Source organism: Micromonospora sp. NPDC051925, from assembly GCF_044548625.1.
Classification (GTDB): domain Bacteria; phylum Actinomycetota; class Actinomycetes; order Mycobacteriales; family Micromonosporaceae; genus Micromonospora.
The window spans coordinates 31944-56649 of record NZ_JBIUCH010000028.1 but is presented as its reverse complement, the minus strand read 5'-3'; the positions used below and the strand labels follow the sequence as shown (position 1 = coordinate 56649).

Annotated in this window: 22 protein-coding genes; 12 read left to right on the top strand and 10 right to left on the bottom strand. The window is 71.6% G+C overall.

The features are described from left to right. Positions 1-144: 144 nt before the first annotated feature. Positions 145-969 (top strand): SAM-dependent methyltransferase, encoded by an 825-nt coding sequence (locus ACIG87_RS29035; RefSeq protein WP_396854796.1) that lies wholly within the window; start codon positions 145-147, stop codon positions 967-969. Between the two features lie 139 nt (positions 970-1108). On the opposite strand, the gene ACIG87_RS29030 is transcribed toward ACIG87_RS29035, so the two are convergent. Then, a complete protein-coding gene (locus ACIG87_RS29030; protein ID WP_396854795.1) occupies positions 1109-1549 on the bottom strand; it encodes a hypothetical protein in 441 nt (146 codons plus the stop codon). A 111-nt stretch (positions 1550-1660) separates the two neighbouring features. Continuing rightward, the gene (locus ACIG87_RS29025; protein WP_396854794.1) at positions 1661-2446 is read right to left on the bottom strand and encodes a class I SAM-dependent methyltransferase; all 786 of its coding nucleotides are present in this window, start codon (positions 2444-2446) and stop codon (positions 1661-1663) included. Between the two features lie 47 nt (positions 2447-2493). Between ACIG87_RS29025 and ACIG87_RS29020 the strand changes: the two genes are divergently transcribed. Next, positions 2494-3075, top strand: a complete 582-nt coding sequence (locus tag ACIG87_RS29020) for a helix-turn-helix domain-containing protein (RefSeq protein ID WP_396854793.1) — start codon at positions 2494-2496, stop codon at positions 3073-3075. Between the two features lie 304 nt (positions 3076-3379). On the opposite strand, the gene ACIG87_RS29015 is transcribed toward ACIG87_RS29020, so the two are convergent. The 3 genes from ACIG87_RS29015 to ACIG87_RS29005 all read right to left on the bottom strand — a co-directional run bounded on the left by ACIG87_RS29015 (position 3380) and on the right by ACIG87_RS29005 (position 7536). Then, entirely contained in the window at positions 3380-4153 is a 774-nt protein-coding gene (locus ACIG87_RS29015) for a hypothetical protein (RefSeq protein ID WP_396854792.1), read from the bottom strand. Between the two features lie 615 nt (positions 4154-4768). Next, entirely contained in the window at positions 4769-5707 is a 939-nt protein-coding gene (gene surE / locus ACIG87_RS29010; RefSeq protein ID WP_396854791.1) for a 5'/3'-nucleotidase SurE, read from the bottom strand. A gap of 299 nt (positions 5708-6006) precedes the next feature. Continuing rightward, positions 6007-7536: a cellulose binding domain-containing protein gene (locus ACIG87_RS29005; protein ID WP_396854790.1), complete on the bottom strand. Its 1530-nt coding sequence runs from the start codon at positions 7534-7536 to the stop codon at positions 6007-6009. Between the two features lie 214 nt (positions 7537-7750). Between ACIG87_RS29005 and ACIG87_RS29000 the strand changes: the two genes are divergently transcribed. Both ACIG87_RS29000 and ACIG87_RS28995 read left to right on the top strand, forming a co-directional pair. Continuing rightward, positions 7751-7897: a hypothetical protein gene (locus ACIG87_RS29000; RefSeq protein WP_396854789.1), complete on the top strand. Its 147-nt coding sequence runs from the start codon at positions 7751-7753 to the stop codon at positions 7895-7897. Between the two features lie 224 nt (positions 7898-8121). Continuing rightward, positions 8122-8733 (top strand): hypothetical protein, encoded by a 612-nt coding sequence (locus ACIG87_RS28995; protein ID WP_396854788.1) that lies wholly within the window; start codon positions 8122-8124, stop codon positions 8731-8733. Between the two features lie 120 nt (positions 8734-8853). Here ACIG87_RS28995 and ACIG87_RS28990 read toward each other — a convergent pair whose 3' ends face one another. The 5 genes from ACIG87_RS28990 to ACIG87_RS28970 all read right to left on the bottom strand — a co-directional run bounded on the left by ACIG87_RS28990 (position 8854) and on the right by ACIG87_RS28970 (position 14704). Then, a complete protein-coding gene (locus ACIG87_RS28990; RefSeq protein WP_396854787.1) occupies positions 8854-9618 on the bottom strand; it encodes a hypothetical protein in 765 nt (254 codons plus the stop codon). Between the two features lie 132 nt (positions 9619-9750). Continuing rightward, positions 9751-10614: a DUF3592 domain-containing protein gene (locus tag ACIG87_RS28985; RefSeq protein WP_396854786.1), complete on the bottom strand. Its 864-nt coding sequence runs from the start codon at positions 10612-10614 to the stop codon at positions 9751-9753. A gap of 23 nt (positions 10615-10637) precedes the next feature. Then, on the bottom strand, positions 10638-11720 hold the full coding sequence (locus ACIG87_RS28980) for a hypothetical protein (protein ID WP_396854785.1): 1083 nt from the start codon (positions 11718-11720) through the stop codon (positions 10638-10640). A 180-nt stretch (positions 11721-11900) separates the two neighbouring features. Further along, a complete protein-coding gene (locus tag ACIG87_RS28975; RefSeq protein WP_396854784.1) occupies positions 11901-13895 on the bottom strand; it encodes a tetratricopeptide repeat protein in 1995 nt (664 codons plus the stop codon). Then, entirely contained in the window at positions 13856-14704 is an 849-nt protein-coding gene (locus ACIG87_RS28970; RefSeq protein ID WP_396854783.1) for a BTAD domain-containing putative transcriptional regulator, read from the bottom strand. The genes ACIG87_RS28975 and ACIG87_RS28970 overlap by 40 nt, the downstream gene beginning before the upstream one ends. Positions 14705-15017: 313 nt before the next feature. On the opposite strand from ACIG87_RS28970, the gene ACIG87_RS28965 reads away from it, so the two are divergent. The 8 genes from ACIG87_RS28965 to ACIG87_RS28930 all read left to right on the top strand — a co-directional run bounded on the left by ACIG87_RS28965 (position 15018) and on the right by ACIG87_RS28930 (position 24696). Further along, on the top strand, positions 15018-16067 hold the full coding sequence (locus ACIG87_RS28965) for a LacI family DNA-binding transcriptional regulator (protein WP_396854782.1): 1050 nt from the start codon (positions 15018-15020) through the stop codon (positions 16065-16067). Then, entirely contained in the window at positions 16064-17017 is a 954-nt protein-coding gene (locus tag ACIG87_RS28960) for a carbohydrate ABC transporter permease (RefSeq protein WP_396854781.1), read from the top strand. The genes ACIG87_RS28965 and ACIG87_RS28960 overlap by 4 nt, the downstream gene beginning before the upstream one ends. A gap of 2 nt (positions 17018-17019) precedes the next feature. Next, positions 17020-17859, top strand: coding sequence for a carbohydrate ABC transporter permease (locus ACIG87_RS28955; RefSeq protein ID WP_396854780.1), 840 nt, complete (start codon positions 17020-17022; stop codon positions 17857-17859). Positions 17860-17923: 64 nt separating this feature from the next. Then, a complete protein-coding gene (locus ACIG87_RS28950; protein ID WP_396854779.1) occupies positions 17924-19219 on the top strand; it encodes an ABC transporter substrate-binding protein in 1296 nt (431 codons plus the stop codon). A gap of 2 nt (positions 19220-19221) precedes the next feature. Continuing rightward, positions 19222-20358 carry an ADP-ribosylglycohydrolase family protein gene (locus ACIG87_RS28945; protein WP_396854778.1) on the top strand — a complete coding sequence of 379 codons (1137 nt, stop codon included), beginning with the start codon at positions 19222-19224 and terminating at the stop codon, positions 20356-20358. Continuing rightward, on the top strand, positions 20355-21701 hold the full coding sequence (locus ACIG87_RS28940) for an ADP-ribosylglycohydrolase family protein (protein WP_396854777.1): 1347 nt from the start codon (positions 20355-20357) through the stop codon (positions 21699-21701). The genes ACIG87_RS28945 and ACIG87_RS28940 overlap by 4 nt, the downstream gene beginning before the upstream one ends. Then, a complete protein-coding gene (locus tag ACIG87_RS28935; RefSeq protein ID WP_396854776.1) occupies positions 21698-22675 on the top strand; it encodes a ribokinase in 978 nt (325 codons plus the stop codon). Before ACIG87_RS28940 ends, ACIG87_RS28935 begins: the two co-directional genes overlap by 4 nt. Then, positions 22672-24696, top strand: a complete 2025-nt coding sequence (locus ACIG87_RS28930) for an SUMF1/EgtB/PvdO family nonheme iron enzyme (RefSeq protein WP_396854775.1) — start codon at positions 22672-22674, stop codon at positions 24694-24696. The genes ACIG87_RS28935 and ACIG87_RS28930 overlap by 4 nt, the downstream gene beginning before the upstream one ends. Positions 24697-24706 lie beyond the last annotated feature (10 nt).

Here is a 24706-nt window from a genome sequence, read left to right as displayed (position 1 = left end):
AATCGACGTGCGGAGTCCGCTCATCTACCCTCAGAGCACATCCGTCCCACTCTCGTGGGGCGGCATCGGTTCGGCAGCCATGAGCGTCGTGGTCTCCCCGCCAATATGTGACCAACCATGGCCCTGTTCGGAGGGATCAAAGCGTTGACGAGCGACAAGGCGGCACCGCCGGGCGTCGACACCACCCGGCCCAGCATCGCCCGGGTGTACGACTACTATCTCGGCGGCAAGGACAACTTCGCGGTCGACCGACACGCCGCCCAGATGGCGATGCAGGTCACGCCGGACGGCCCGGAGGCAGGGCGGGCCTGCCGGGCCTTCCTCCGCCGATCGGTCCGCTACCTGGCCGCCGAAGCCGGCATCCGCCAGTTCCTCGACCTCGGCTCCGGGCTGCCCACCCGGGGCAACGTGCACGAGATCGCCCATCAGGTGGACCCGGACGCCCGGGTGGTCTACGTGGACAACGACCCCATGGCGCTCGCGCACGGCCGGGCCCTGCTCGCGGACGCCCGGACCACCACCGTGGTCGGGGCCGACGTCCGGCAGCCGGAGGAACTGCTGGAACAGCTCAACGACCGTAAACTGATCGACTTCGACCAGCCGGTCGGGCTGCTGCTCCTGGCGATCCTGCACCACCTGCACGACGACGACGACCCCGCTGCTGTCGCCCGGCGGCTCATCGCCGCCCTGCCCTCCGGCAGCTACCTGGCCATCTCGCACTTCTACGACCCGGGCGACGCCCAGCCGGAGGTCTCGCAGCGGGCGCGTGCGGTGGAGAAGGTGTTCAACGAAACCCTCGGCACCGGCCGGTGGCGTACCCGCGAGGAGATCCTGGGCTTCTTCGGCGACCTGGAGCTGCTGCCACCCGGACTGGTCCCGCTGGCCGAGTGGCATCCGGACAGTGAGGAAGACACTCGGCAGACCGCCACCTACCACACCATCGTCGGCGGGGTGGCGCGCAAACCCTGAGGCCCGGTTGAGGCGGGGCGGCGGAGATCCGGAGGACCCGCCGCCCCACCCGACTCCGGGATCCATCCTCTCCGGGCTCCACCCTCGCCCCGGCTCCCGGTGCCGACCTGCGGAAGTGACCGGCGTCAGTAGTAGGTGTTCATGGCGGCTCGCACCTCGGCGAGAGTGGCGTCGGCCACCGCTCTGGCACGCTCGTCGCCCTCGCGCAGCGTCTCGCGGAGGTAGCCGCATCCTGCCCGTACTCGGTCCGGCGTGCCCTGATCGGGGCCAGGTACTCGTTGACCGACTCGGTCACGACCTTCTTGAGCGCGGCGGCACCCGCAGGGCCGATGTCGGCGGCCACCTGCTCCGGGGCCCGGTTCTGGCAGCGGGCCGCCAGCAACAGGAGCGAGGACACCTCGGGGCGGGTGACCGGGTCGTAGGTGATGTGCCGCTCCGAGTCGGTCTTGGCCCCCTTGATCAGGCGCGCGGTCTCATCGACGTCGGCAGCCAGGGTGATGGCTTGTTCCGGCTCTTGCTCATCTTGGTGCCGTCCGTGCCGAGCAGAAGTGGAGCGTGCGGAGATAGCGATGGGAGACAATCCGACAACTCGCGGGACGCCGGTTTCTGGTGGGTCGAGGCAGCCCGGGGATGAGGCGTGCCACCTCGACCTTCCCGCCGACGACGAGGCGGCCCGGCGCGGATCAGAAGGTCAGCGGCGGGCCAGCCAGACCGTCCGTTCGGTGCGGACGGTGAGGTCTTCCCGGTCCGCCAGACCCGCGATGGCCTCCTCAAGGGTGGCGAGATCGCGGGAGGCGAGCCGCCCCTCCAGCCCGTGGCACATCCGGCTCAGCGAGACCTGCGCGTAGCGAGTGGTTGCGGCGGGCAGCGGCGGACGCAGGTCGATGTCGAAGTGCCGCTCGGTCACCGAGGCGAAGCCGGCCTGGCTCATCCGGTCGCCCCAGTTCTCGTGCATGTGCAGCCCTGCCTCGTGCCGACGCTTCGCCGCCTCGGCGTGACCGCGCAACTCCGCTTCCTCGCCCATGGTGCCGGTGAGGAAGCGGGGAAAGGAGTCCAGCTCGGCGATCACCAACAGCCCGCCCGACCGCAGCGCGCCGTACGCCGACGCGAGCGCGTTCGCCGGCTCGGCCATGTGGTGCATCGACGCGGCGGCCCAGATCACGTCGACCGGCCCGAGGTCGGGCCAGGGCTGGTCGAGGTCGGCTTCGACAGTGCCGATCCGATCGCCCAGACCGAGGGCGTCAGCGCGGCTACGCAGGTGGCCCAGCATCTCCGGGGAGACGTCGACCGCGGTGACCGTGGAGCCGGGCAGTTCCCGGGCAAGGGCGATGGAGGCAGTGCCGCTGCCGGCCCCGAGGTCGACGATGCGGGGCTGGCCGGTGGCCTCGCGGCCGACCCAGCCGATCACGTCGTGGAAGTACTCGTGCAGCACCTCGGCGTCGAGGTCGAGCAGCTCGATCAAGTGGTCGTGTGGCATGCGGCCACGGTAGCCAGGCCATGCCCTATCGGCATACTGTCTTGCTTATGAAGCAAGACAAGGATCTGGAGACCCTGGTCCGCCAACGGATCCGCAGCCTGCGCGTGGCGCGCGGCTGGTCGCTGGATGAATTCGCCCGTCGCTGCCTGATCAGCCCCTCCACGCTCAGCCGCATCGAGACCGGACACCGACGGGTCGCCCTGGACCAGGTCGCCACGATCGCCCGGGTACTGGGCATCACGCTCGACCGGCTGGTCGAGTCGGATGCCGACGAAGACGTGGTGATCCGCCCGCACTGCAACGAGGAGCGCGGCATCACCACCTGGCTGCTCTCCCGCGACAACAACCAGACGGTCGCCAAGATGCGGATCACCCGCGAGGCACCGACGGAGCTGCGGGTGCACCCGGGGCGGGACTGGTTCATCGTGCTCTCCGGCACGATCGAGCTGCGCCTCGGCGAGCGGACGATCCTCGTCGGCACGAACGAGGCAGCCGAGTTCTCCACCCTGGTCCCGCACGCGTTCGGGGCGCACGACGGCCCGGCCGAGGTTCTCTGCATCCTCGACCACGAGGGTGAGCGCAGCCACCTCGGCCCGAAACCTGCCCCTTCGGGTCGACCGTCGCCCTGAGCCCAGCGGGAACTGGCAGGAAGGGCTTCCTGCCTGTCCGGGGCACCCTGACCTTCCCCTCCCGCAGGAGCGGTCCGGCAGCGTGACGCACGGTGCGAGCACGACCAGCCGCCGTACGACTACTGGAACGGCCTGGCGCTGTGGGCGTACATGAAGGACGCCTCGTTGCAGTACCGCGGCTGCGCCTGAGCGGAGCCGCCCGGCCGGTCACCGCGGACCCGCGGGAGGAACCTGAGCGAACAGGGGTGCCGGTCTCGACGTCGGTCGACACCGAGACCGGCACCCCTGAACGTGACGGTCGACGTCAGCAGCCGAGCCGCCTGGTGGAGAGGGCGATGTCGTCGATCCAGAGGTCGAACTCGCCCGGCGTGGCACCACCCTGGTAGAGCTGCCAGCCGATCTTCACGGTGTCGACCGTCGGCAGGATGAAGGGGACGTCGTTGCCGCCGTGCGCGGTGGTGGAGGCGGTCAGTTCCGGGTTCGCCACCCCGTCGATCCACACCGCGACGCGGTTGTCCGTCGGGTCGAGCTTCCATTCGAAGCACTGCCAGGTGTCCTCGGCGACCGGGGCGGACTCCCGCCAGTTGGTCCAGTCGCCGGTCGGGCCACCGTCCGCGCCCACACCCCAGAAGACTCCGGGGACCGTGGGCGCGTACTGGCCGCCGACCGGACGGACGACCTCCGAACTGCCGGCGCCGGTCGCCTCCACCAGCGTGAAGTGCGCCCAGTCGGGGGCGGCGGGGAAGGCGTCGACGCGCAGCCGCATCCGACCGTAGAAGCGGTTGCCCGGCGCGGCGAAGTCGTCGACGCGCAGGAAGGCACGCCCGTTGTCGACCGTGTGGATGTGCAGGACCTGGTTGCCGTGGCGGGCACGCTCGACGGTGAGCGTGCCACTGCGCGTGTCGACGCCCCAGTTCAGCGTGCTGGGGCCGCCCGGAGGCAGCCGCTCGAAGTCCTCGCAGAAGAGCATGCCTCGGGTGCACGAGCGCGGGGAGGCACCGGACGCGCCGGCCGGGACGCTGCCGGCGGTGGTGCCGAGGATCAGGGCGGCGGCGAACACCGCGAGGAAACTGCGCATGGTCATCCTCCAGGACGTCTGGCTCCCACCCCGTGGGCGGGGCCGGTACGGACTCTCCCGGGCCAGCACGAACGTTGCTCACCTCGTGCGGGTGCGTCGACAGGGCGCACCGGACGCCTCCGGCTGCCAGCGGCCGAACGCTCGGTAGTCGCGGGAGTGCGTGACGGGGGGACACGTACGGCGGGAGACCTGCTGCCCGTCGTCGTGGAGATGGCCCGGCGACGGGGCATGCGCGTCCGCCGTGGCGGCGCGTTGCCGGCCTGCGATGCTCCCGTGCTCACCGTTCCCAGCACGGTTGCCCCCGTGCTGCGGCGATGTGAGCCATTCCAGCACGCCGTGCCCGTTCCGGCAATATCGACCGGGGGCTTCGGCCAGGCGGAGAGCAGGGTGCCGTACGGGGCACATCCCGCCGGTCTGGTGCAACGGCCCGGCACGCCGACCAGTGGCGACGCTTCGCGCCGAGACCGGCGTCAGCACCCGCGGGTGAGGCGCTGACGCCGGCACCGTCGACCGATGTCCGGGGCGCTGGCCCGGTCGGGCCGGCGGGGCGAGCAGATCGTCGATCCGTCGGATCGGACCCCCGGGACGGAAGCTGGCTGAAGGAGAACCGGAGCGTCAGGGGTTGAGGCGTTCCAGGAAGCGCACCCGGGTCGCACCGGGCGGGTTCGCGCTGAGGTCGGCGTCGAACGGGGTGATGCTGATCCTGCCGGCCTGGAGTGCGCTCCAGTCGCTGCCGGGGGCAGGCGTGCCCGTGGGCCCGCCGATCGTCAGGGCGTAGGTCCCGGGCTGGCCGAGCGCCCCGGTGGTGTTGGTGAACCCGAAGCGGAGGTAGCTGTTCCGGTCCACGCGCGTCAGGCTCGTGCCGGTGACCGCGGTGCTGCCCGGGTAGTTGATGTTCAGGCCGAGGCCTTCGGGGAGGAGGGCACGGCCACCGGCGTTGCGGGCGAGCGCCGCGACGACGTCGCTCGTGTACCCGGCGACCCTGTCCTTGAGCGCCAGCGACTCGTCGAGGGTCTTGCCGTCGATGCTGACGGCGATCGCCGGAACGTCGTTCTCGAGGGCGGCGATCGCTGCGCCGACGGTCCCGGAGTGGTTGGCGACCGAGGTGTAGTTCCCGCCGGGGTTGATCCCGGACACCACGAGGTCGGGCGGTTCGCTGTGGAACAGGGCGTCGAGGCCGACGATCACCGCGTCGCTGGGCGTGCCCGTCACGGTCCACACCCGGGGTTCGGGATTGGCGAGGTTCACCGTCGGATAGGTGATCAACGTCCCGGTGCCGCTCTGGTTCGTCGCCGGGGCGCACACCGTCACGTCGTGGCCGTCGGCGACGAGGGCATTGCGCAGCGCCACGATCAGTGGGGTGCTCGATCCGCCCGGTCCGATCCAACCGTCGTCGTTGGTGATCAGGATGCGCAGGCGGCGGTGGTCGGGCTGGGGAGCGGGCTGGGGCTGGGGACTGGGCCGAGTGCTGGGCTGGGCGGCAGCGTCGAGGGACGGGACCACGGCCAGGGCCAGGGCAAGGGCGATCGGCATGAGACGACGCGCTGTACTCACGGCAACTCCTCTTCCACCCCGGGACCGAACACCGCGATCTCCTGCCGCGAGGGCCTGGGCCTGACGGGGCAGCAGGCGCGGATTCACGGGGTACGCGGTGAATGGGTGTCGATTGTAGACGGCGGTGGTCGTCCCGGGTGGGCGCTGGCGACGAGACTCCTCCAGCGGACCGGACACCGCACCGTCGGGCCCCGCCGGGGTGACCGGCGGGGCCCGACCTGGTGTTCACGCGGATCGTGGTGGGTGACCAGGAACCCGTGGTGCCGCCGCCCCTGAGGTGTTCAGGGGGCCGGGGTGGGTCAGTTACAGGTGGTGCCGTTGAGCGTGAAGGGCGCCGGGGTGGTGGGAGAGCCGTCGGCGGTGAAGCCGAAGCTGACCGCGCCGCCGGTCGGGATGTTGGCGTTGAAGTTCTCGTTGGCCACCGAGACCGCGGCAGCGGTCTGCTGGAAGACGCCGTTCCAGTGGCCCTGGATCAGCTGGCTGCCGGGGAAGGTCCAGCCGAGCGACCAACCGTTGACGGCCGGGCCGTCGTTGTAGACGGTGACGCTGGCGGTGAAGCCGGTGCCCCAGGAGTTGGTCACCACGTACGACACGCGGCAGGTGCTCACCAGGGTGGTCGCCGGCCGGATGTCGCCGTAGTCGTCCCGGGCGGTGGCGAAGTCCTGGAAGCCGAAGCCGGGGCCGGCCGACCGGGTGGTGGTGCCGGCGGCGAGGACGGTGCCGTTGGCGTTGACCGAGTAGACCGGGCCGCCGCTGTCGCCGCCCCGGGCCGCCTCGTCGTCGTCGAGCTGGGTGGCCTCGACCAGGTCCTCGATGTCGTCGTAGTGGAAGTCGACCCGCAGGTTGCAGACCGGTCCGCCGAGTTCGCCGGCCGAGGTGTATCCCGACTGGCAGAGAAGCTGCCCGGGGAACACCTCGGTCCAGCCGGTCACCTGGGCGCGTACCTCGTCGTTCTGCCCGCCGACGTAGATGTGGTCGCCCGGTGAGGAGGTCGAGACCAGCATGGTGTCGTGGTCGTCGTTGCTGGCGACCGAGTAGCCGACCAGCGTCCCGGTGTTGGAGGTCGTGTTCCAGGCGACGTGCCAGGGCTGGCCGATGGGTCCGCAGTGCTCCGCGGTGAGCAGGTAGCCCGTGCTGGTGGTGTGGTTGCGGACGCCGAAGCCGGCGGTGCAGGCGTAGGTGGTGAGGCCGATCCCGATCCCGCCGTCGTACGGCGCGGAGTCGTTGTACCGGGACCGCTCGATCATCCGGTCCCGCACGACGGTGCGGGTGCTGACCCCGGTCGCCGGCAGCGTCGGTCGCTTCGTGCCGGCGGTCGAGTCGACGACGACCTCGATGCCGGAGCCGTCGGTACGGAGCCGGACGGCGTGGGCGGCGTCGGTCGGGTCGGCGTCGACGACGGGGGCCAGCTTCGCCGCCGCCTTCTTCAGCTCGCTGCGGGTGTAGGTCGCCTCGACCACCTCGACGGGGGCGGTGCGGCGAGCGGTCGACACCGCCACCGCGATGTCGCTCGGCAGGGCGCCCTTCCACCAGAGCGTGACGTGGTCGTCCACCAGCCCGATGCCGGCGTAGCCGCGCGGCGCACCGGCGTCGACGGCGGTGCGGATGACGTTGGCGGCGTCGACGAGCGGGGCCTGGGCGAGCATCCGGTCCCGGGTCTGCGCCGGGATCAGGTCGAGGACGGAGCGGCCGTTCTCGGCCGTCGACGTGCCGAACGGCTGACTGGGCGCGGCGTTCGAGGGCGCCGTCAGCGGGCCGACCAACACCGTGGCGCCGATCAGCACGCCGGCGACAACCGAGCGGAGGGTCGCTTTCCGGGTTCGTTTCATGACTATGAGTCAAGTGACACCGGAGTCCCGAGAACAGGCAGAACCATCGGCAAGAATCACGCCGGTTCGATGGCCGCACCACCGAGCGAGGTTGTGGGCGGTCAGGGGGTCGGTGGGTCGAGGGGCCGGGCCAGCGGGCAGGCACGGGTTTCACGACCGGGCCGGCAGGGGTAGAGATCGCACCGCCCGTCAGCCCACCATCGAGGAGAGTGCCATGTCGGTGCAGGCGTTTCTCTATGTCGTCGCGGTCATCCTGCTCGTGCTCGCCGCGCTGCCCTTCCCCACCCGGGGCTTCTCGCTCGCACTGCTCGGGGCCGCGTGTGCCCTGCTGGCCTACGCCTGGCCGGTGATCACCGGTTAGCCATCGAGCTGTCAGGGGTGAGCGGGGTCGCCTGGGCCGACGCCGATTTCGACGGCGATCGGGAATATCGCATCCCTATACGACTGCTCTCGCCCGTCGTGGCGACTCCCGCTCACTGACACTTATTCCGGACAGCGCACTCGGCGGCCAATCCCCTATGCCGGAAGGCTCACTGGGCCTGGACCTGCTGCGATTCGCCAAGACGCGAGCCGTAGCATCGCCTCATGAAAGCCATCTCGCGCCGCTCTCGAATTGCCGCTGTTTCCGCGCTGGTCACCGTGGGCCTCGGGTCACTCACCGGCTGCTCCGGAAGCTCGGACGACGCGGCTACCGGGGAACTGGGCGGCACTCCCGCGCCTGCATCCAATGCGCCTTCCACAACAGGGGAATCCGACAACGCCATCAGATGCGCGCAGATCGAGCCGCTGGCCGCCCCCATCACCAAGGCCTTTTCGTTCTCCGCCGACGACTCCGCGGAAGACCCGTCAAGCACCTCGTGCGTCTGGACCAACGCGGCCGTCAAGTCCGCTTCCACGAACCTCGACGAGTACGCGACTCTCGGCATCACCGTCGACCGAACCGGCTGGAGCAAGGACGACCTGGCGGCGCTGCCGGGTGCGACCGACGACCCCCGCGCCACTGCCCTCGGCGGGCGCATCAACCTGGGGAAACAGGCAAGTACCCTGGGCGAGGCGGGCTCCGTGCAGGTGCTCTTCCCGGAAGGGACAGTCACCGTCGTGGCAACCGGTGCGCTGCTGACAGCCTCGAAGGACACGTCGATACCAGTGGATTCGGTGATCGACGTCGCCACCGCTGTCGCCCAGCTGCGCCGGTAGCCCCGGCCTCGACCACGATCGCTACCGGGTCCGGGCCGGCCCGGTGGTCTCTCCACGCGACTGCGGCCCGCACACCGGGTCGCGCCCACGTGACCCTCCCCGAACTGGACGTCGTCCGGCTCAGCCGAACTCCTCGGTGTAGCAGAGCAGTAACGTCGTGCTCCGCTGGACGTGGGTGGCCAGGTCACGCCATGCCCCGGAGGCGCCCTCCGGGTCGCCGTAGAGGTCCGTCAGGTCCGCGACGAGGCCGGTGGCGCTCTCGGCGCTCAGCGGTGCGTCGGCCACGAAGCCGAGCCAGGACGCGCCGATGCCGAAGAACCGGTATCCGTGCGACTCGTGCATCCGCCGGATGACGGCGTGGTTCTGGAAGACGTTCCAGTCCGAGGTGAAGTAGCCGTTGGGCAGCCCCGCCAGCAGCAGGTCGTCGCGGGCGACGGGCAGCCGCTGCACGTAGACGACCGTGTCGAGTACGGCGGAGGCGTCCGCGTTCGTCGCGGCGAGGGTCTCGATGTCGGCGGCCAGCGCCGGCAGCGTGCCGGTGACCTCTTCCCAGTTCGTCCGGAACTGCGGGTTGTCGAGCTGCGCGGCCACGTGCCCCAGGCAGGCCAGGTGGTAGGCATGGACCGCACGCGGGTCGTCGAAGTCGATCTCCCCCGGTGGTGTGTGGAGCCGGTCGTCCTCGGCGGCGTGCATGCTGGTGTAGCAGCACTGGCCCAGGTCGTCGAGGGTGCAGAGAAACCGGGCCCCGGGGTCGGCCGCGCTCAGCCCGCCGACGAAGGCGAGCACCTCGTCGAGCGAGTCGATCTCCGACAGCCGGGCGTGACTGAGGGAGTCGACGGGTCGGTAGGGGCTGGATTCGGCATGCTCGAACAACCAGACCTTCATGCGCAGCCAGCCCTTCGACGGTGGAGATCCGGGGCACCCCGACGATAGACGGCGGAGGCGGCGGCCATGCGGGAGTAGGTGGCTTCCCGGCCTGGCACCCCTCCGGGTCTCACCGGAGAACCCTCCGGGCTCTCACAGCAGCACCGCTCCCGCCACGGCCGTCGCCGCGAGCACGACGACCACCAGGACGTTGATCGTCAGGTCCCGCCCCCGCATACGGCGTTCGGCCGCGCGGTCCAGGGTGAACTCGGCGGGGTCGGCGGAGGTGTAGTGGACCGTGACGTCACGGCCGTACGCGTCGGCGGGGTCGGGGAGGTTCGACGTGCAGTAGGCCGTGACGGCCGTGCCCTCGCGGGTGGTGAACGACAGGACCGGGGTGATGGTGGTCGAGGTGTGGCCGTCGTCCTGGTCGACGCTGACGTCCTTGAGGACCGCGACGACCCGTCCCGGCACGGTGTCCATCGCGGCCAGTCTCTCGATGCGGCGGATCCTGTCGCGTACCGCCTCGGGCAGGTGGACGGCGGCGAAGACCGCCCACGGAGCGCCGAAGCCGATCAGCGCCCACGGCCACCCCCGGTCGATCGCGGCGAGGACCACCAGCCCGACGTAGACCAGGAAGACCGCGAAACTCGGCCAGCCCAGTCCACGACCGGGCTCCTGCGGAGTCTGGGAGAACCGGTAGTCGTGCGGCCTGCCTCGCGGGTGGCTGACCCCGATCTCCCGGCCCTCCCACGCAGAGGTGATCATCTCGCCCCGGTCACCGTCGTTCGTCACGGTGGCTTCCCGCCCCGAGGCCGGGTCGCGGTAGGAGACGACCACCGATATCCCGCCCGTGCGGGATCCGCCGTGCCGGGGCTCCCGCACCCGCTCGATCCGCCCGGTGAGCTGGACCGTCCGCTGCGCCCTGGTCACTCCGGCCAGCGACATGCCGTACCCGACCAGGGCGGCCACACCCCACACCGCACACCACAGCACCAGGAACTCGTCCCATCCCATGCGCGCTCCTCCTGCCCAGGTGGTCATCTGCCGCTGCGCCGCAGCACTTTGCCCTGTCCGTCCGCTTCCAGGGTTCCCGTGCCGCCACCGCCGGTGACCATGACCCTGAGCGTGAGCGAGCCGGTGACGCCGTCGGCGGTGAGCTGCCAGCTCTGCGGGGACTCGACGCCGAGGGTGGTCCTGGCCTCCTCGACCAGGCCGGGGACACGGTCGTAGGGCAGGGAACCCGGGTCGAACCCGGCGCTCTGCACACCGGCGGGAGAGAAGACGATCGTCAGCAGGCGGTCCTGAACGACGAGGGTGAGCGCCCGACGCCGCTCCGCGCCCTGCGTCAACGACTGGACGGCCTCGCGCAGTTCGCCTTCGTCGAGCATCGACTGGCCGGGGCCGAGGGTGACCATGCCCGTCGCCGACGTCACGGTGGTCGTGGACGAGGAGGAGGAGACGGACGGTCTGGCCGCGCCACTGTCACCCTCTCGGGAGTCGAACAGGTCGACCCGGAACAGCATGAGCACGGCGGCCACGCCGAGCAGCAGCCCGAGGAGAGTGAGCAACCCGCTGAAACAGCCCACCGGGCTCTCGCTCTTCATGGCCGGACCGGGCACCGAGGTCAGCTGGGCCACGGCCACCCGCTCCTCCCACTCCGGCGTCGGCCGCTTCACGATCCGCGTCTTCCACGGCCGGTCCGGCGGATACTGCACCACCACGACCCCGCCCGGCCGGTATTCGGGCAGCTCGACGAGGTTGACGTCCTGCCGTATCTCGACCCGGAACGCTGGTGCGTCGTCCGGCGCGACGGACAGCTCGAACCGCACCGGCACGTCGCTGCTCTCACCCCCGACGGCCTTCCGACTCTCGATCACCGCGAGTGCCGTGCGGGGCACGACAGCCGCCTCCCGGGCCCGGCGCGGCAGCGTGGCGAGGAAGAAGAGAAGCCCGTAGACCGCGGGCAGGACCAGCCCCGTGACGATCAGCGGCACCTTCTCGACGACACAGCCACCGATGAAGGCGGTCAGCGACGCCCCGATCACCCCGCCCGTCAGGAACCCCCGAGCGAGGTTGGCCGGCGTGTTGTGGGTAGGCGGCCCACCCGGGGTGATCGTCATATGGACGATTGTGCTCGTCACGGGTAACGGCCGACAGACCTGTGGATGTGCCCCGCGTGCCATGTCTGACCCGCGGCGCAGCGTACGGCTCGATGCCGTCCACCGGCCGCGGGGATGCGTCGTTCCCGCCGCTCTCTCCTGCTCGCCCGCGCCGACGGGCCGTCGCCCGTCGGCGCGGGCCTACCGGTCGACGATCGCAGCGCGGCTCGCGGCAAGCCTGCCGTGGAGTTGTTCGGCCTCCGGATGCCCGATCTCGGTGAGAATCTCCAGAGCACCCCGCCAGCACTGATCGGCGGCCTCCGGGTCACCGAGGGTCAGCTGGGTGTCGCCCAGGTGCCGTAGGGCCTCCGCCTCGTTGTAGCGGTGTCCGAGTTCCCGGCTGAGGTCCAGCGCCTGGCGATAGCAGCAGGTCGCCTGTTGGTAGTGACCGAGGTGGTGATGGGCGTAGCCGAGGGTGTCCCAACTGTTCGCCTCGCCGGTCCGGTCGCCGAGTTCCCGTTGCAGGGCGACGGCGTCCTGGCAGTAGCGAATCGCCTCCTGGTACTCACCGAGCATCGCGTGGTCCCAGCCGAGCGCGTTGAGTGCGCGGGCCACCCCCGCTTGGTGCCCGTGGTCGCGGAACAGCCGCAGCGCCCGCTCATCGTGACGCAACGCCGCAGCCTGGTCGCCCTCCTTCTCGCTGACCCAGCTCAGGGTCAACAGGGTGTGCGCCTGGCCGACCCGGTCGGCGAGGTCGTCCAACAACACCAACGCGCGTTCCAGGTGATCCCGGGCCGACCCGACCCGCCCGGTCTCCGAGTAGGCGGCAGCGATGTCCTGGTGGGCCTGTGCCCGCGCCGCCCGGTCGCCGTTCCGCTCGGCGACGGCCAGCGCGCGGTTCTGGACGGCGATCAGGTCGTTCCAGTGGGCCTGGCGGCTCAGGAAGGTGGTCAGCGTTCCCGCCAACTGCCAGACGTACCGGTCGAGGCCGTGCCGGGCGGCCAGCTCGACCATCTGGCTGAGCACACTGTGTTCCTCAGTGAACCAGGCCATCGCCTGCGTGTTGTCCGCCGGCTCTTCCGGTTGCACCCCCGCCGTCGCCGGCGACAGCTCGATCGGATGCCGCAGCGGGGAAAGCCACCGGTCGGCACAGTGGGCGCTGCGAAGGTAGTGGTCCATGGTGCGGTGCAGGGCCTCGCGGCGCACCTCCGCGGGCTCCGACTCGACCAGTCCCGCAGCGTACGCCCGCAACAGGTCGTGGCAGGTGTATCTGCCCGGCGTCCACTCCACCAACAGCTGCGCCCGGCTGAGTTCGGCGAGGGCGGCCCGCATCTGCCGATTCGGCAGGGCGGCGAGACTGGCTGCGGCCCGCACCGAGATGTCCGGCCCGGGATGCAGCCCGAGCAGGCGGAACAGCCGCGCTGCCGGCTCGCCGAGAGCCCGGTACGACCAGGAGAAGACCGACCGTAGGTCAGTGGCAGGGTCTCCGCCGCCGGCGAAGCCGTCGAGGCCGCCCTGCAGCTCGACAAGTTCCCGTTCCAGTGCGGCGAGCGAGAACCCGGGTCGGGTCGCCGCGCGGGCAGCCACGATCGCCAGGGCCAGCAGCAGCCCGGAGCACCGCCCGACGATCCCGTCCACCGACCGCGGTTCGGATTCCACCCGGCCGTCGCTCAGTCGGCTCGCCACCAGCTCGCGAGCCTCGGCGGTGGTGAGCAGGTCGACGGTGATCGGATGGGCGCCCTCGACCGCCACGAGGCCGGACAGCCGCTGGCGGCTGGTCACCACCACCGCGCATCCGGCGGCACCGGGCAGCAGGGGACGCACCTGCTCGGCGTCACGGGCGTTGTCGAGCACGATCAGCATCCGCCGACCGGCCACCAGGCTGCGGTACAACCCGACCTGCGCGTCCAGATCCAGCGGCACCGCACCGGGCGGCACGTTGAGGGCGCTGAGGAAGCCGTGCAGCGCGACCGCCGGTGGCATCGCCTCCGCAGCGGGCTCGAAGCCGCGCAGGTTGACGTACAACTGTCCGTCGGGAAACCGGTCCAGGTTGTCGTGGGCCCACCGCAACACGAGGCAGGTCTTGCCGATCCCGCCCATCCCCGCGACGACCGCGATGGCGAGCCCGGTTCCGGCCTGCCGGTCGACGGCATGGGTCAGCGCCGCCAACTCGCGGGCCCGGCCGACGAAGGGCACCGGCGGCGGTAGCTGCCGGGGCGTGTGGCCAACGGCCGGTTCCGCAGGTGCCCGTACCGGGCCCGGGGCGGCGGCCTCGCGGTTGCCGTGGAGGATCCGTAGATGCAGCTCCTGCAGGTCAGGCCCCGGGTCGACGCCCAACCCGTCGGCCAGGCTCGCCTGATCCGTTGGTACCGGTCGAGGGCTTCAGCTTGCCGTCCGGAGCGGGACAGCGCCAGCATGAGCTGCCCGGCAAGACGCTCGTCCAACGGTTGTTCGGCCACTTCCCGCGACAGCTCGGACAGCAGTGTCGAATGCTGACCGCGACGTAGGGCGATGTCGGTCCGGTCGCGCTCGGCGGTCAGCCGTGCCTGCTGCAGCGAGGTACGCAGGGTGTCGAACCAGGGGTGGTCCAGGCGCGCGAACGGCTCACCGCGCCACAGGCCGAGCGCCTCGTCGAACTGGCACAGCGCCTGGGCGTCGTCCCCGGCGAGCCGGGCGCGTGCGACCAGCTCCTGGAAACGGTGCAGGTCCACCGCCATGGGATCGACCCTGAGCAGGTAGCCGCCCTGCTGCCGCACGATGGCGAGGTCTTCGGCGCTGCTCAGGCACCGTCGTAACCGGGACAGGTAGCTGTACAGGACGCTGTGCGCCCGCTGCGGCGACCGGCCCACCCACACCCGGTCGAGAAGCTGGTCGACGTGTACGACCCTGTTCGCCTCGACCAGCAGCACCGCCAGCACGTGGCGCTGACGGGAGTGGCCGAGATCGACCGCGGTGCCGTCGACGAACGCCTCGACGGCACCCAGGAGTCTGAACCGAATGACCATGAGCCCTCACTGTCCGCCCCCGCCGCTTGCCAGCGGAGTCGAGTTTTCCACAGGGTCTCTTCGCGCGGTGTCCAGCAACCGTCAGGCATGGCCGGGCAGCCGGGGTACGCATCGACTGGCGTTCGCGCCGGTCTCCGGGGCGGGCCGATCACGCTCCAGCCCAGGTCAAGTGGGGTAGGAAACGTTTTCGTAACGAGCCCTTGACCTTGTCGGCATGAGGCGGGCACACTCCCCGGAAACGTTTACAACATTCGAGGTGGAGGTCCTACAGGTGGCTCGTAAACGTTTACAGTCCGATGGGGACCGACCGACCGTGCACACCGTCGCGGCTCGGGCCGGTGTCTCGATCGCCTCCGCCTCCCGGGTGCTCAACGGCGTCGGCGGCAGCGCCGAGACCGTCCGGCGGGTACGCGCCGCAGCGGCCGAGGTGGGCTACGTGCCCAACGCCATCGCCCGCTCGTTGCAGTCCCAGCGCACCGACCTGATCGCCCTCGCCGTCGAGGACATCGGCAACCCGGTCTACGTGGCGATGATGCGGGCCATCGAGTCGGTCGTCGCCGCCTCCGGCCGCCAGCTGGTGGTGCACGCCACCGGTGGCCAGGTCGACAACGAGACCGCCCTGCTGCGCCGGCTCGCCCACCGCTACGTGGACGGGATGATCATCTCGCCGATCCGGATCACCGACGCCCACCTCACCGCCCTGGTCGACAGCCCCGTACCGGTCGTGGTGATCGGTCAGCTGCCCGCCGACGCCGGCGTGGACAACGTCCGGACCGACTCCCGCAGTGGCGTCGGGCTCGCCGTGGCCCACCTGGTGGCGGCCGGTCGACGGCAGATCGGCTTCGTCAACGGCCCGCTCGACACCGTGCCCGGCGCGGCCCGGGACGCCGGCTTCCGGACCGCCCTGGCCCGGCACGGCATCACCCTCGACGAGACGCTGATCGAGGTCGGCGACTTCCAGTACGCCGCCGGCCGGGCCGCCGCCGAACGGCTGCTTGCCCGAGCCCGACCCGACGCGCTGGTCTGCGCCAACGACCTGATCGCGGTCGGCGCCCTGCACGCGCTGCTCGCCGCCGGCCGACGGGTGCCCGAGGACGTCGCCCTGATCGGCATGGACGACACGGAGTTGGCCGAGATGATGTTCCCCCAGCTCTCCAGCGTGTCACTCGGCTCGGCCAGCCGTGGTCGGCGGGCCGCCGAGCTGCTGTTGGAGCGGATCGCCGACCCGACGCTGCCGCCCCGACGCGAGCAGGTCGCCCCGGACCTCGTCGTCCGCGCCTCCAGCCCGGACCTCGTCGTCCGCGCCGCCAGCCCGCAACCGTCGGGACAGGACCCCCGTGCCACCGAGGGGGTGCTCAGGTGAGCGCGGTCGCGGAGGTCGAGCCGGCCGGCGGGCGGAACGGGACGGGCCGGAAGGGACGGGACAACCGGCGGCCGTCGGGTGGTTCCGACAAGCTGACCATCTACCTGCTGCTGTTGCCGTCGCTGCTGCCGATCATGGTGCTCTCGGTCTTCCCGCTGGTGCGCGGGATGTACCTCGGCTTCACCGACGCGCGGGCCGGCCGCAACACCGACATCAGCTTCACGGGCCTGGACAACTACCGGGAGCTGCTCGGTGACGAGCTGTTCTGGAACTCGTTCCAGGTCGGGCTGATCTGGGCGGTCGGCGTGACCGTGCTGCAGTTCGTGCTCGCCCTCGGGCTGGCGTTGCTGCTCAACCAGCGGCTGCGCTTCCGGGGCGTGGCGCGGGTGCTGGCCGTGGTGCCGTGGGCGATGCCCCCGGTGGTGGTCGGCATCCTCTGGAAGCTGGTCTACCACCCGGACGCCGGGCTGCTCAACGAGTTCTTCTACCGGATCGGTGCCGAGGGGCTGCGGACCAACTGGCTCGGCGACTTCAGCACCGCGCTGCCCGCCGTGATCGTCGTCGGCGTCTGGGCCGGGATGCCACAGACCACTGTGGTGCTGCTGGCCGGGTTGCAGGGGGTGCCCCCAGAGTTGCACGAGGCGGCAGCGGTGGACGGCGCGAGTAGCTGGCACCGGTTCCGCACCGTGACGCTGCCCGCGCTCGCGCCGGTCATCGTGGCGATCACCTCGCTCGACTTCATCTGGAACTTCAACTCGTTCGGGTTGGTCTACGTGCTGACCGCCGGTGGGCCGGGTGGCAAGACGATGCTGCCGATGCTCTTCGCCTACGAGGAGGCGTTCCGCTACGGCAACTACGGCTACGCCGCCGCGCTCGGCAACGTGATGGTCGTGATCATCGTGGCGCTGCTCGCCGTCTACCTGCGCCGTCGACTGAGGGAGGCGAACTGACCATGCTGGGCACATCGAGCCGTACCAGCCGGGTGCTGCAGTACCTGGCGCTGGCCGGATACCTGATCTTCCTCGGCTTCCCGCTGGTGTGGCTGCTCTCCACCTCGTTCAAGCCGCCCCGCGAGCTGGTGCAGCTGCACCCGACGCTGATCCCGGTCAACCCGACCCTGGACAACTTCGTACAGGCCTTCACCGAGCAGGAGTTGGGCCGGGCGGCGCTCAACAGCCTCCAGGTCTCGCTCGCCTCGGCGGTGCTGACCGTCCTGGTCGCGCTGCCCGCGTCGTACGCGCTGGCCCGTTTTCGCAGCCGGCTCGGCACCGCCGCGCTCGGCTGGGTGCTGCTCAGCCAGCTCTTCCCGTTCGTGTTGTTGATCATCCCGATCTTCCTGGTGCTCCGCGAAGTCGGGCTGGCCAACACCCACGCCGGGTTGGTGCTGATCTACGTGGTCTGGGCGCTGCCCTTCGCGCTCTGGATGCTCCAGGGCTTCGTCCGCAACATTCCGAAGGAGTTGGAGGAGGCGGCCGCGGTCGACGGGGCCAGCCGGTTGCAGACCCTGCGTCGGGTGGTCTTCCCGCTGCTCGCCCCCGGCCTGGTCGCCACCGCGCTGTTCTCCTTCATCTCGGCCTGGAACGAGTTCTTCTTCGCCCTGGTGCTGATCAAGACGCCGGACCTGGCGACCCTGCCGGTCACCCTGGCCCGGTTCGTCGGCATCGAGGGCACCGCCCGCCTCGGCCCGCTGGCCGCCGGCTCACTGCTGGCCACCCTGCCCAGCCTCGTCTTCTTCGCCTTCATGCAACGCCGGCTCTCCTCCGGCTCCCTGGCCGGAGCCGTCAAGGGCTGACCGTGCACCCGGGTCAGGGCCGAACCGGCACGCATCCCCCACCACCATCAAGGAGGTCCACCTCATGCACCTGAACAGGTTCAGTCGTCGACTTGCCGCCAGCGCGCTGGCGACAGTCGTCGGATTGGGCGCCCTGGCCGGCTGCGGCACGGGCGACGACGACGGCGAAGCCAGCGGCCCGGTCAAACTGCGGTTCCTCAGCCTCGCCTGGCAGAAGGAGTCCCTCCAGGCCAACAAGGACCTGGTCGCCAAGTGGAACGCCGACCACCCGGACATCCAGGTCGAGTACGTCCAGGGTGACTGGAACTCGGTGCACGACCAGTTGCTCACCTCGTTCGAGGGCGGCGACGCGGCCGACATCGTGCACTACGAGTCGTCGGCGATCGGCGAGTTCAGCAGGCAGGGCTACCTGACCGACCTGTCCGGCCTGCTCTCCGACGACTTCAAGGGCCAGATCGACAAGGGCGTCTGGGAGACCACCACCTTCGACGGCAAGGTCACCGGCGTGCCGTTCCTGCTGGAGTCGCAGGTGGTCATCGCCAACAAGAAGCTGCTCGACGCGGCCGGCATCGCGGTGCCCCCGGCCGACGGCGGTTGGACCTGGGACGAGTTCCAGGCCAACGCCCAGAAGCTGACCAAGCCCGGCCAGTACGGCGCGGCCTGGGCCCTGAAGTCGCCGACCAACCGGGTGCTCAACCTGGCGCTCAACTTCGACGGCAAGTTCTTCTACGACGAGAACGGCAAGACCGAGGTCAAGGTCGGCGACGCGGAGAAGGAGATCCCGAAGCGGATCCACGACATGATCTACACGACCAAGTCGGCCTCGCCGGAGGCGCTCGGGATGAGCGGCGCGGACAGCCTCCCCGGGTTCTTCGGCGGGAAGTACGCGATGATCCCCGGCTCGGTCTCGCTGCGCCAGCAGATGGTGGAGCAGGCGCCGGCCGACTTCGAGTGGGTGACCCTCCCCCCGATCAAGGGGCTCACCACCAACCAGGCGGCCAACCCGCAGACGCTGTCGATCGCCGAGGACTCCCCGGCCAAGAAGCAGGCCGCGCAGTTCCTGGAGTTCTTCCTGAACCCGGCCAACATGGCCGCCCTGGCCAAGGGCGACTGGCTGGTGCCGACCGGTAAGCAGGCCGGGGAGGAGCTGGTCAGGACGACCGGCGGCAAGCAGGGCTGGGACGTGGCGGCGGACAGCGCCGCGGACCTGACCGCCGCGCCGTTCCAGAAGGCCGAGGGCTACCCGGAGTGGAAGACCAAGTACGCCACCCCGGCGCTCCAGCAGTACTTCGCCAACAAGATCACGCTCGACCAGCTCGGTAACCAGCTGGTCGACGGTGGGAAGCAGGTTCTGAGGTAATCATGGCTACCTTGCTCGACAAATCGGTTGGGGCTCTGGTCGGCGCGGCGGTGGGCGACGCCCTCGGCGGGGCCACCGAGACAGCACTACCCGAGCAGATTCGGGCCCGTTACGGCGGCTGGGTGGAGGGCGTCGCGCCCCCGTTCCACGCCGACTGGGCCACCGCGCGGCCGATGGCGCCGTACCACAAGGGCGACGGGCACATCACCGACGACACGTTGATGACCCACGCCCTGGTGCGGGCGTACGCCGCCAAGCGGGACCACCTTGACGCGTACGACGTGGCGGAGCTGCTCGTCCCCGACCTGATCGAGCGGGTGGTCCGGATACCCGATCTGGAGCGCGACGGGCTGACCTTCCACCGCCTCGCCGCCGCCGAACGGTGGCTGGTCACCCGGCTGCACCACGCCCACGCCGACCCGCGCGAGGCGGGCGTCGGCAACATCGTCAACTGCGGCGCGGCGATGTACATGGCACCGGTCGGGGTGGTCAACGCCGGTGACCCGGCCGGCGCGTACGCCGAGGCGGTGGAGATCGCCGGGGCACACCAGCAGAGCTACGGGCGGGAGGCGGCGGCGGTCTTCGCCGCCGCCGTCGCCGCGGCGATGACCCCCGGCGCGGGCGTCGACGACGTGGTCGACGCGGCGGTGGAGCTGGCCCGGGACGGCACCCGGGCCGCCATCGTCGCCGTGGTGGAGCAGGCCAGGGGGTACGACGACTGGCGTACCGCCATCGGTCCGCTGCGCGCGGCGGTGGCGCCGTACGACACCGTCGGCGAGGACTACCGCCGCCCGGGACTCGGTGCCCGGCGGCCGAGCCGGCTGCACTCGATCGAGGAGTTGCCGGTCGCGCTCGGCATGCTCGTGGTGGCACGGGGGGAGTTCCGGGCGGCGGTGCTCGGGTCGGTCAACTACGGCCGGGACGCCGACTCCACCGCGACGATGGCGGCGGCGGTCGCCGGTGCGCTCGGTGGTGCGGCAGCGGTGCCGGCGGAGTGGTCGGACGTGGTGGCCGAGGCGTCCCGTACCGATCTGGTGACCCCGGCCCGCGAGCTGGCCGAGGTGGCGGTCGAGGTCTTCGCGCGCGACCGGGACCGGTTCGCCCGCCGGGCCGAGCGCTTCACCGGGTTGCACCGATGAGGCTGACCTGGGTACAACCCGAGGACCTGCTGCCACACGAGCTGGTCGCCAGCCGGGCCGAGGGCCGGGACGTCACCGCCGTCGCCGAACAGTGGTCGGCGGCCGGCGGGGTCCTGGAGCCACCGGTCAGCGGTGCCTCCGCGACCCCGGCCGACCCGGCGCTGCGCGCGCTGGCCGCGAAGCTGCTGGACGACTGTGCCGCCCTGCCGGGCACGACCGACCCGGCCGAGCCGGAGTCGCTGGACGGCATCCGGGCGAGCTGGCCCGATGCCTGGCCACTGCCGGCCGGGCCGGCCGCGACGGACCGGTTGCACGGGGCCTGGCTCGGCCGGGCGGTCGGCTGCCTGCTCGGCAAGCCGGTGGAGAAGATCCCCCGGGCCGGCATCCGGGAGATCCTGACCGCCACCGGTCGCTGGCCGTTGGCCGGCTACTTCACCGCCGAAGGGCTGCCGGCCGAGGTGGCCGCGCGGTGGCCGTGGAACCGGCGCAGCGCGCCGACCAGCCTGGCCGAGAACATCGACGGGATGCCGGAGGACGACGACCTCAACTTCGCCCTGCTGGCCCTGCGGGTGCTGGAGACCCACGGATCGGTGTTCACCAGCGCCGACGTGGCCCAGTCCTGGCTGGGCTGGTTGCCCGGTGGCCGGGTCTTCACGGCCGAACGGGTGGCGTACCGGAACCTGCTGCTCGGGCTGACGCCACCGGAGACGGCGCGGCGGCACAACCCGTTCCGGGAGTGGATCGGTGCCCAGATCCGCACCGACGTCTACGGCTGGGTCAACCCCGGCCGGCCGGACCGGGCCGCCGAACTGGCCTACCGCGACGCCACGGTCAGTCACGTCCGGGCCGGTGTGTACGGGGCGCTCTGGGTGGCCGCGATGTGCGCCGCCGCACCGGTCGCCGACGACGTGGAGACGGTGCTCGACGCCGGGGAGTCGGTGCTGCCACCGGGTAGCGGCTTCGCCGCCACCGTCCGGGCCGCCCGTCGACTCGGTGCCGGGGCCGACGACTGGGAGACGGTCGTCGACGCCCTGTACGAGCGGCACGGCCACCTGCACTGGGTGCACGTGTCCAACAACGCCGCCCTGGTCGCCGCCGCGCTGGCGTACGGCCGGGGAGACTTCGTACGGTCGGTCTGCGCGGTGGTCAGCGGTGGCTGGGACACCGACTCGACCGGGGCCACCGTCGGCTCGGTCACCGGTGCGCTGGCCGGCGCGGCCGGGCTGCCGGAACAGTGGACCGGCCCGCTGAAGGGCCGGCTGGGCAGCAGCATCGCCGGGTTCGACGGGATCGGCTTCGCCGAGCTGGCGCACCGGACCCACCGGCTCGGGAGCGCCTCATGACCCGCCGGGGGACGGGTACCAGCCGGGTCGCCGTGGTCGGCAGCGCCAACCTGGACCTGGTGGTCACCACCCCACAGCTGCCCCGACCGGGGGAGACCATGCTCGGTGAGGGCTTCCGGATGGTCCCCGGTGGCAAGGGCGCCAACCAGGCCGTCGCGGCGGCTCGGGCCGGCGCCGACTGCGCCTTCGTCGGCGCGGTCGGCGACGACGACTTCGGGCGTACCCTGCGGGAGAACCTGACCAGCGCGGGCGTGGACGTGCGGGGGTTGCGTGAGCTGCCCGGACCTTCCGGGGTGGCGCTGATCGCGGTCGACGCCTCGGCCGAGAACCTCATCGTGGTGGCACCCGGTGCCAACGCCGGGCTGGCCGACCTCGACGACGCCGACCGGGCCACCATCGCCGGGGCGGACGTGCTGCTGACCCAGCTGGAGGTGCCGCTGCCGGCCGTCACCCGGGCGGCCCGCTGGGCGCACGACGCGGGTACCACGGTGGTGCTGAACGCGGCACCCGCCCGGCAGCTGCCGGCAGAGCTGCTCGACCTGGTCGACCTGCTGGTGGTCAACCAGCACGAGGCGGCGGTGGTCGCCGGCCGACCGGAGTCGGCCGAGGCGGACGGCTCGCTCGACGCGCTGCTGGCGCTGGTGCCCCGGGTGGTGCTGACCCTCGGGGCGCGGGGGGCGATCTACGCCGACCGGGACGGCCGGCGGCTGGCGGTCGCCGCCCCGACGATCGACGCGGTGGACACCACGGCGGCCGGCGACGCCTTCACCGGGGCGCTCGCCGTCGCCTGGGCCGAGCGGGCCGGCCCGGACACCACCGGCCCGGACAGCACCGGGGCGCTCACCGACGTGCTGCGCTGGGCCTGCGCGGCCGGCGCCGCCTGCGCGTTGCGCCCGGGTGCCGGCACCGCCCTGCCCACCCGTACGGAGATCGACGCCCTGTTCGCCACCACCTACGCCGGAGCCGACCGATGACCACCGGGGTGAGTTTCAACCCGTACGTGCCGAGGCCGATCGACCGGCCGACCGCGGTGCCGCTCGCCGCGGACGCGCCCCTGGACGAGTTGGACGAGGCGAAGATCTTCGCCGCCCCGGACGAGCCCGCCGACTGGCCGGCCTGGCGGGAGCAGTTGACCCGGTGGCGGGCCGAGGCCCGGCACCGGCTCGGCTACACCGGCCGGCACTACGACGAGATCGCCGGCGACTGTCACAGCGTCGCGCTGCTCTGGCTCTGGGACGAGACCCTCTACGACCACGAGCGCGGCGTCTTCACCGTCGACGCGTTCCTCGACGCGGCCGAGGGTGACTTCGGTGGCTTCGACGGGGTGGTGCTGTGGCACGCGTACCCGGTGATCGGGCTGGACGAGCGCAACCAGTTCGACTACTACCTCGACGTGCCGGAGCTGCCCGAGGTGGTGCGCGCCTTCCAGGCCCGGGGGGTACGGGTCTTCGTCGACTACAACCCCTGGGACACCGGCACCCGGCGGTCGGCCCGCCCGGACGCGGTGGAGGTCGCCGCGCTGGTCGGCCGGCTCGGGGTGGACGGGGTCTTCCTGGACACCCTCAAGGAGGGCGCCGGGGAGCTGCGCCGCGAGCTGGACCGGGTACGCCCCGGCATCGTGCTGGAGGGCGAGAGCCGGGTTCCGCTGGCCCGGATCGAGGATCACGCGATGTCCTGGGCGCAGTGGTTCGCCGACTCGACGGTGCCCGGTGTGCTGCGCGCCAAGTGGTTCGAGCGGCGGCACATCCTGCACCACACCCGGCGCTGGCACCGCGACCACCTCGACGAGCTGCACTCCGCCTGGCTCAACGGGTGCGGGGTGCTGGTCTGGGAGAGCGTCTTCGGGGTCTGGGTCGGCTGGAACGACCGGGACCGGGCGGTGCTGCGCGCGATGCGCCGCGTCCAGGCCAGCCACGCCGCGTGGTTGCGCGCCGAGGACTGGATCCCGCTCGCCGACCACCCCGGCACCCCGACCCGGGTGTACGCCTCGCGCTGGACGCACGCCGGAACACCTCTGTGGACGGTCGCCAACCGGGGCCCGGCGTACGACGGGACGTGGCTGGTCGTCGACCCCGGGTCCGGGCGACACTTCGTCGACCTGGTCACCGGGACGGAGCTGAACGGGACGGCCCTGCCGGACGGCCGGATCGCGGTCGGCGGGCCGTTGCCGGCCGGCGCGGTCGCGGCGGTGGTGGCGACCGACGAGCCGCCCGGCGACCGGAACGAACTGCCCCGCGCCACCGACCGGACGCCCGGCACCGTCACGCCGACGCCCCGCGACGCCGGGGCGGGCTCGGCGGTCGAGGACCCGAGCTTCCCGGCTCGGGCTGCGGTGCGCCGACCGGCCCCGGTCGCCCCGGTGCGGGAGCTGCCCGACGGGATGGTCGCCGTCGACGGCGGTCGGTACGACCTGCTGGTCCGGCACCGGGTCCGGGAGACCGGGCTCTACGGCGAGGCGCCGTACGTCGACGAGTGGAAGCCGCTGCCGCCCCGACTGCACCACCCCGGCACCCTGCACCGCAGCGTCCGGCTCGGCCGGTTCGCCATCGACACCCACGAGGTGACCCACCGCCGGTACGCCGAGTTCCGCGCCGCCACGGGCTACCGCCCGGTCCGGCCGGAGCGCTTCACCGCAGGTCAGGGGCACCCCGACGCCCCGGTGACCGGTGTCGAGATCGCCGACGCGCGGGCGTACGCCGCCTGGGCCGGGCTGCGCCTGCCGACCGAGGACGAGTGGCAGGTGGCCGCCGAGGCGGGCCTGCTGCACCGGGCCGAGCCGCTGGTGTGGAACCTGACCGAGAGCGAACACACCGACGGGCGTACCCGCTTCGTGATCGTCAAGGGCGGTGCGGCGTACCGGGCCGAGGGCTCGGACTGGTATCTCGACGGCGGCCCGCAACCTCCGCGGGTCTCGGTGAAGCTGCTGCTGCTCGGGGCCGGCCTGACCCGTTCCGACTCGGTCGGTTTCCGCTGCGCGGCCGACCTGCCCACCTGACCGTTCCCCT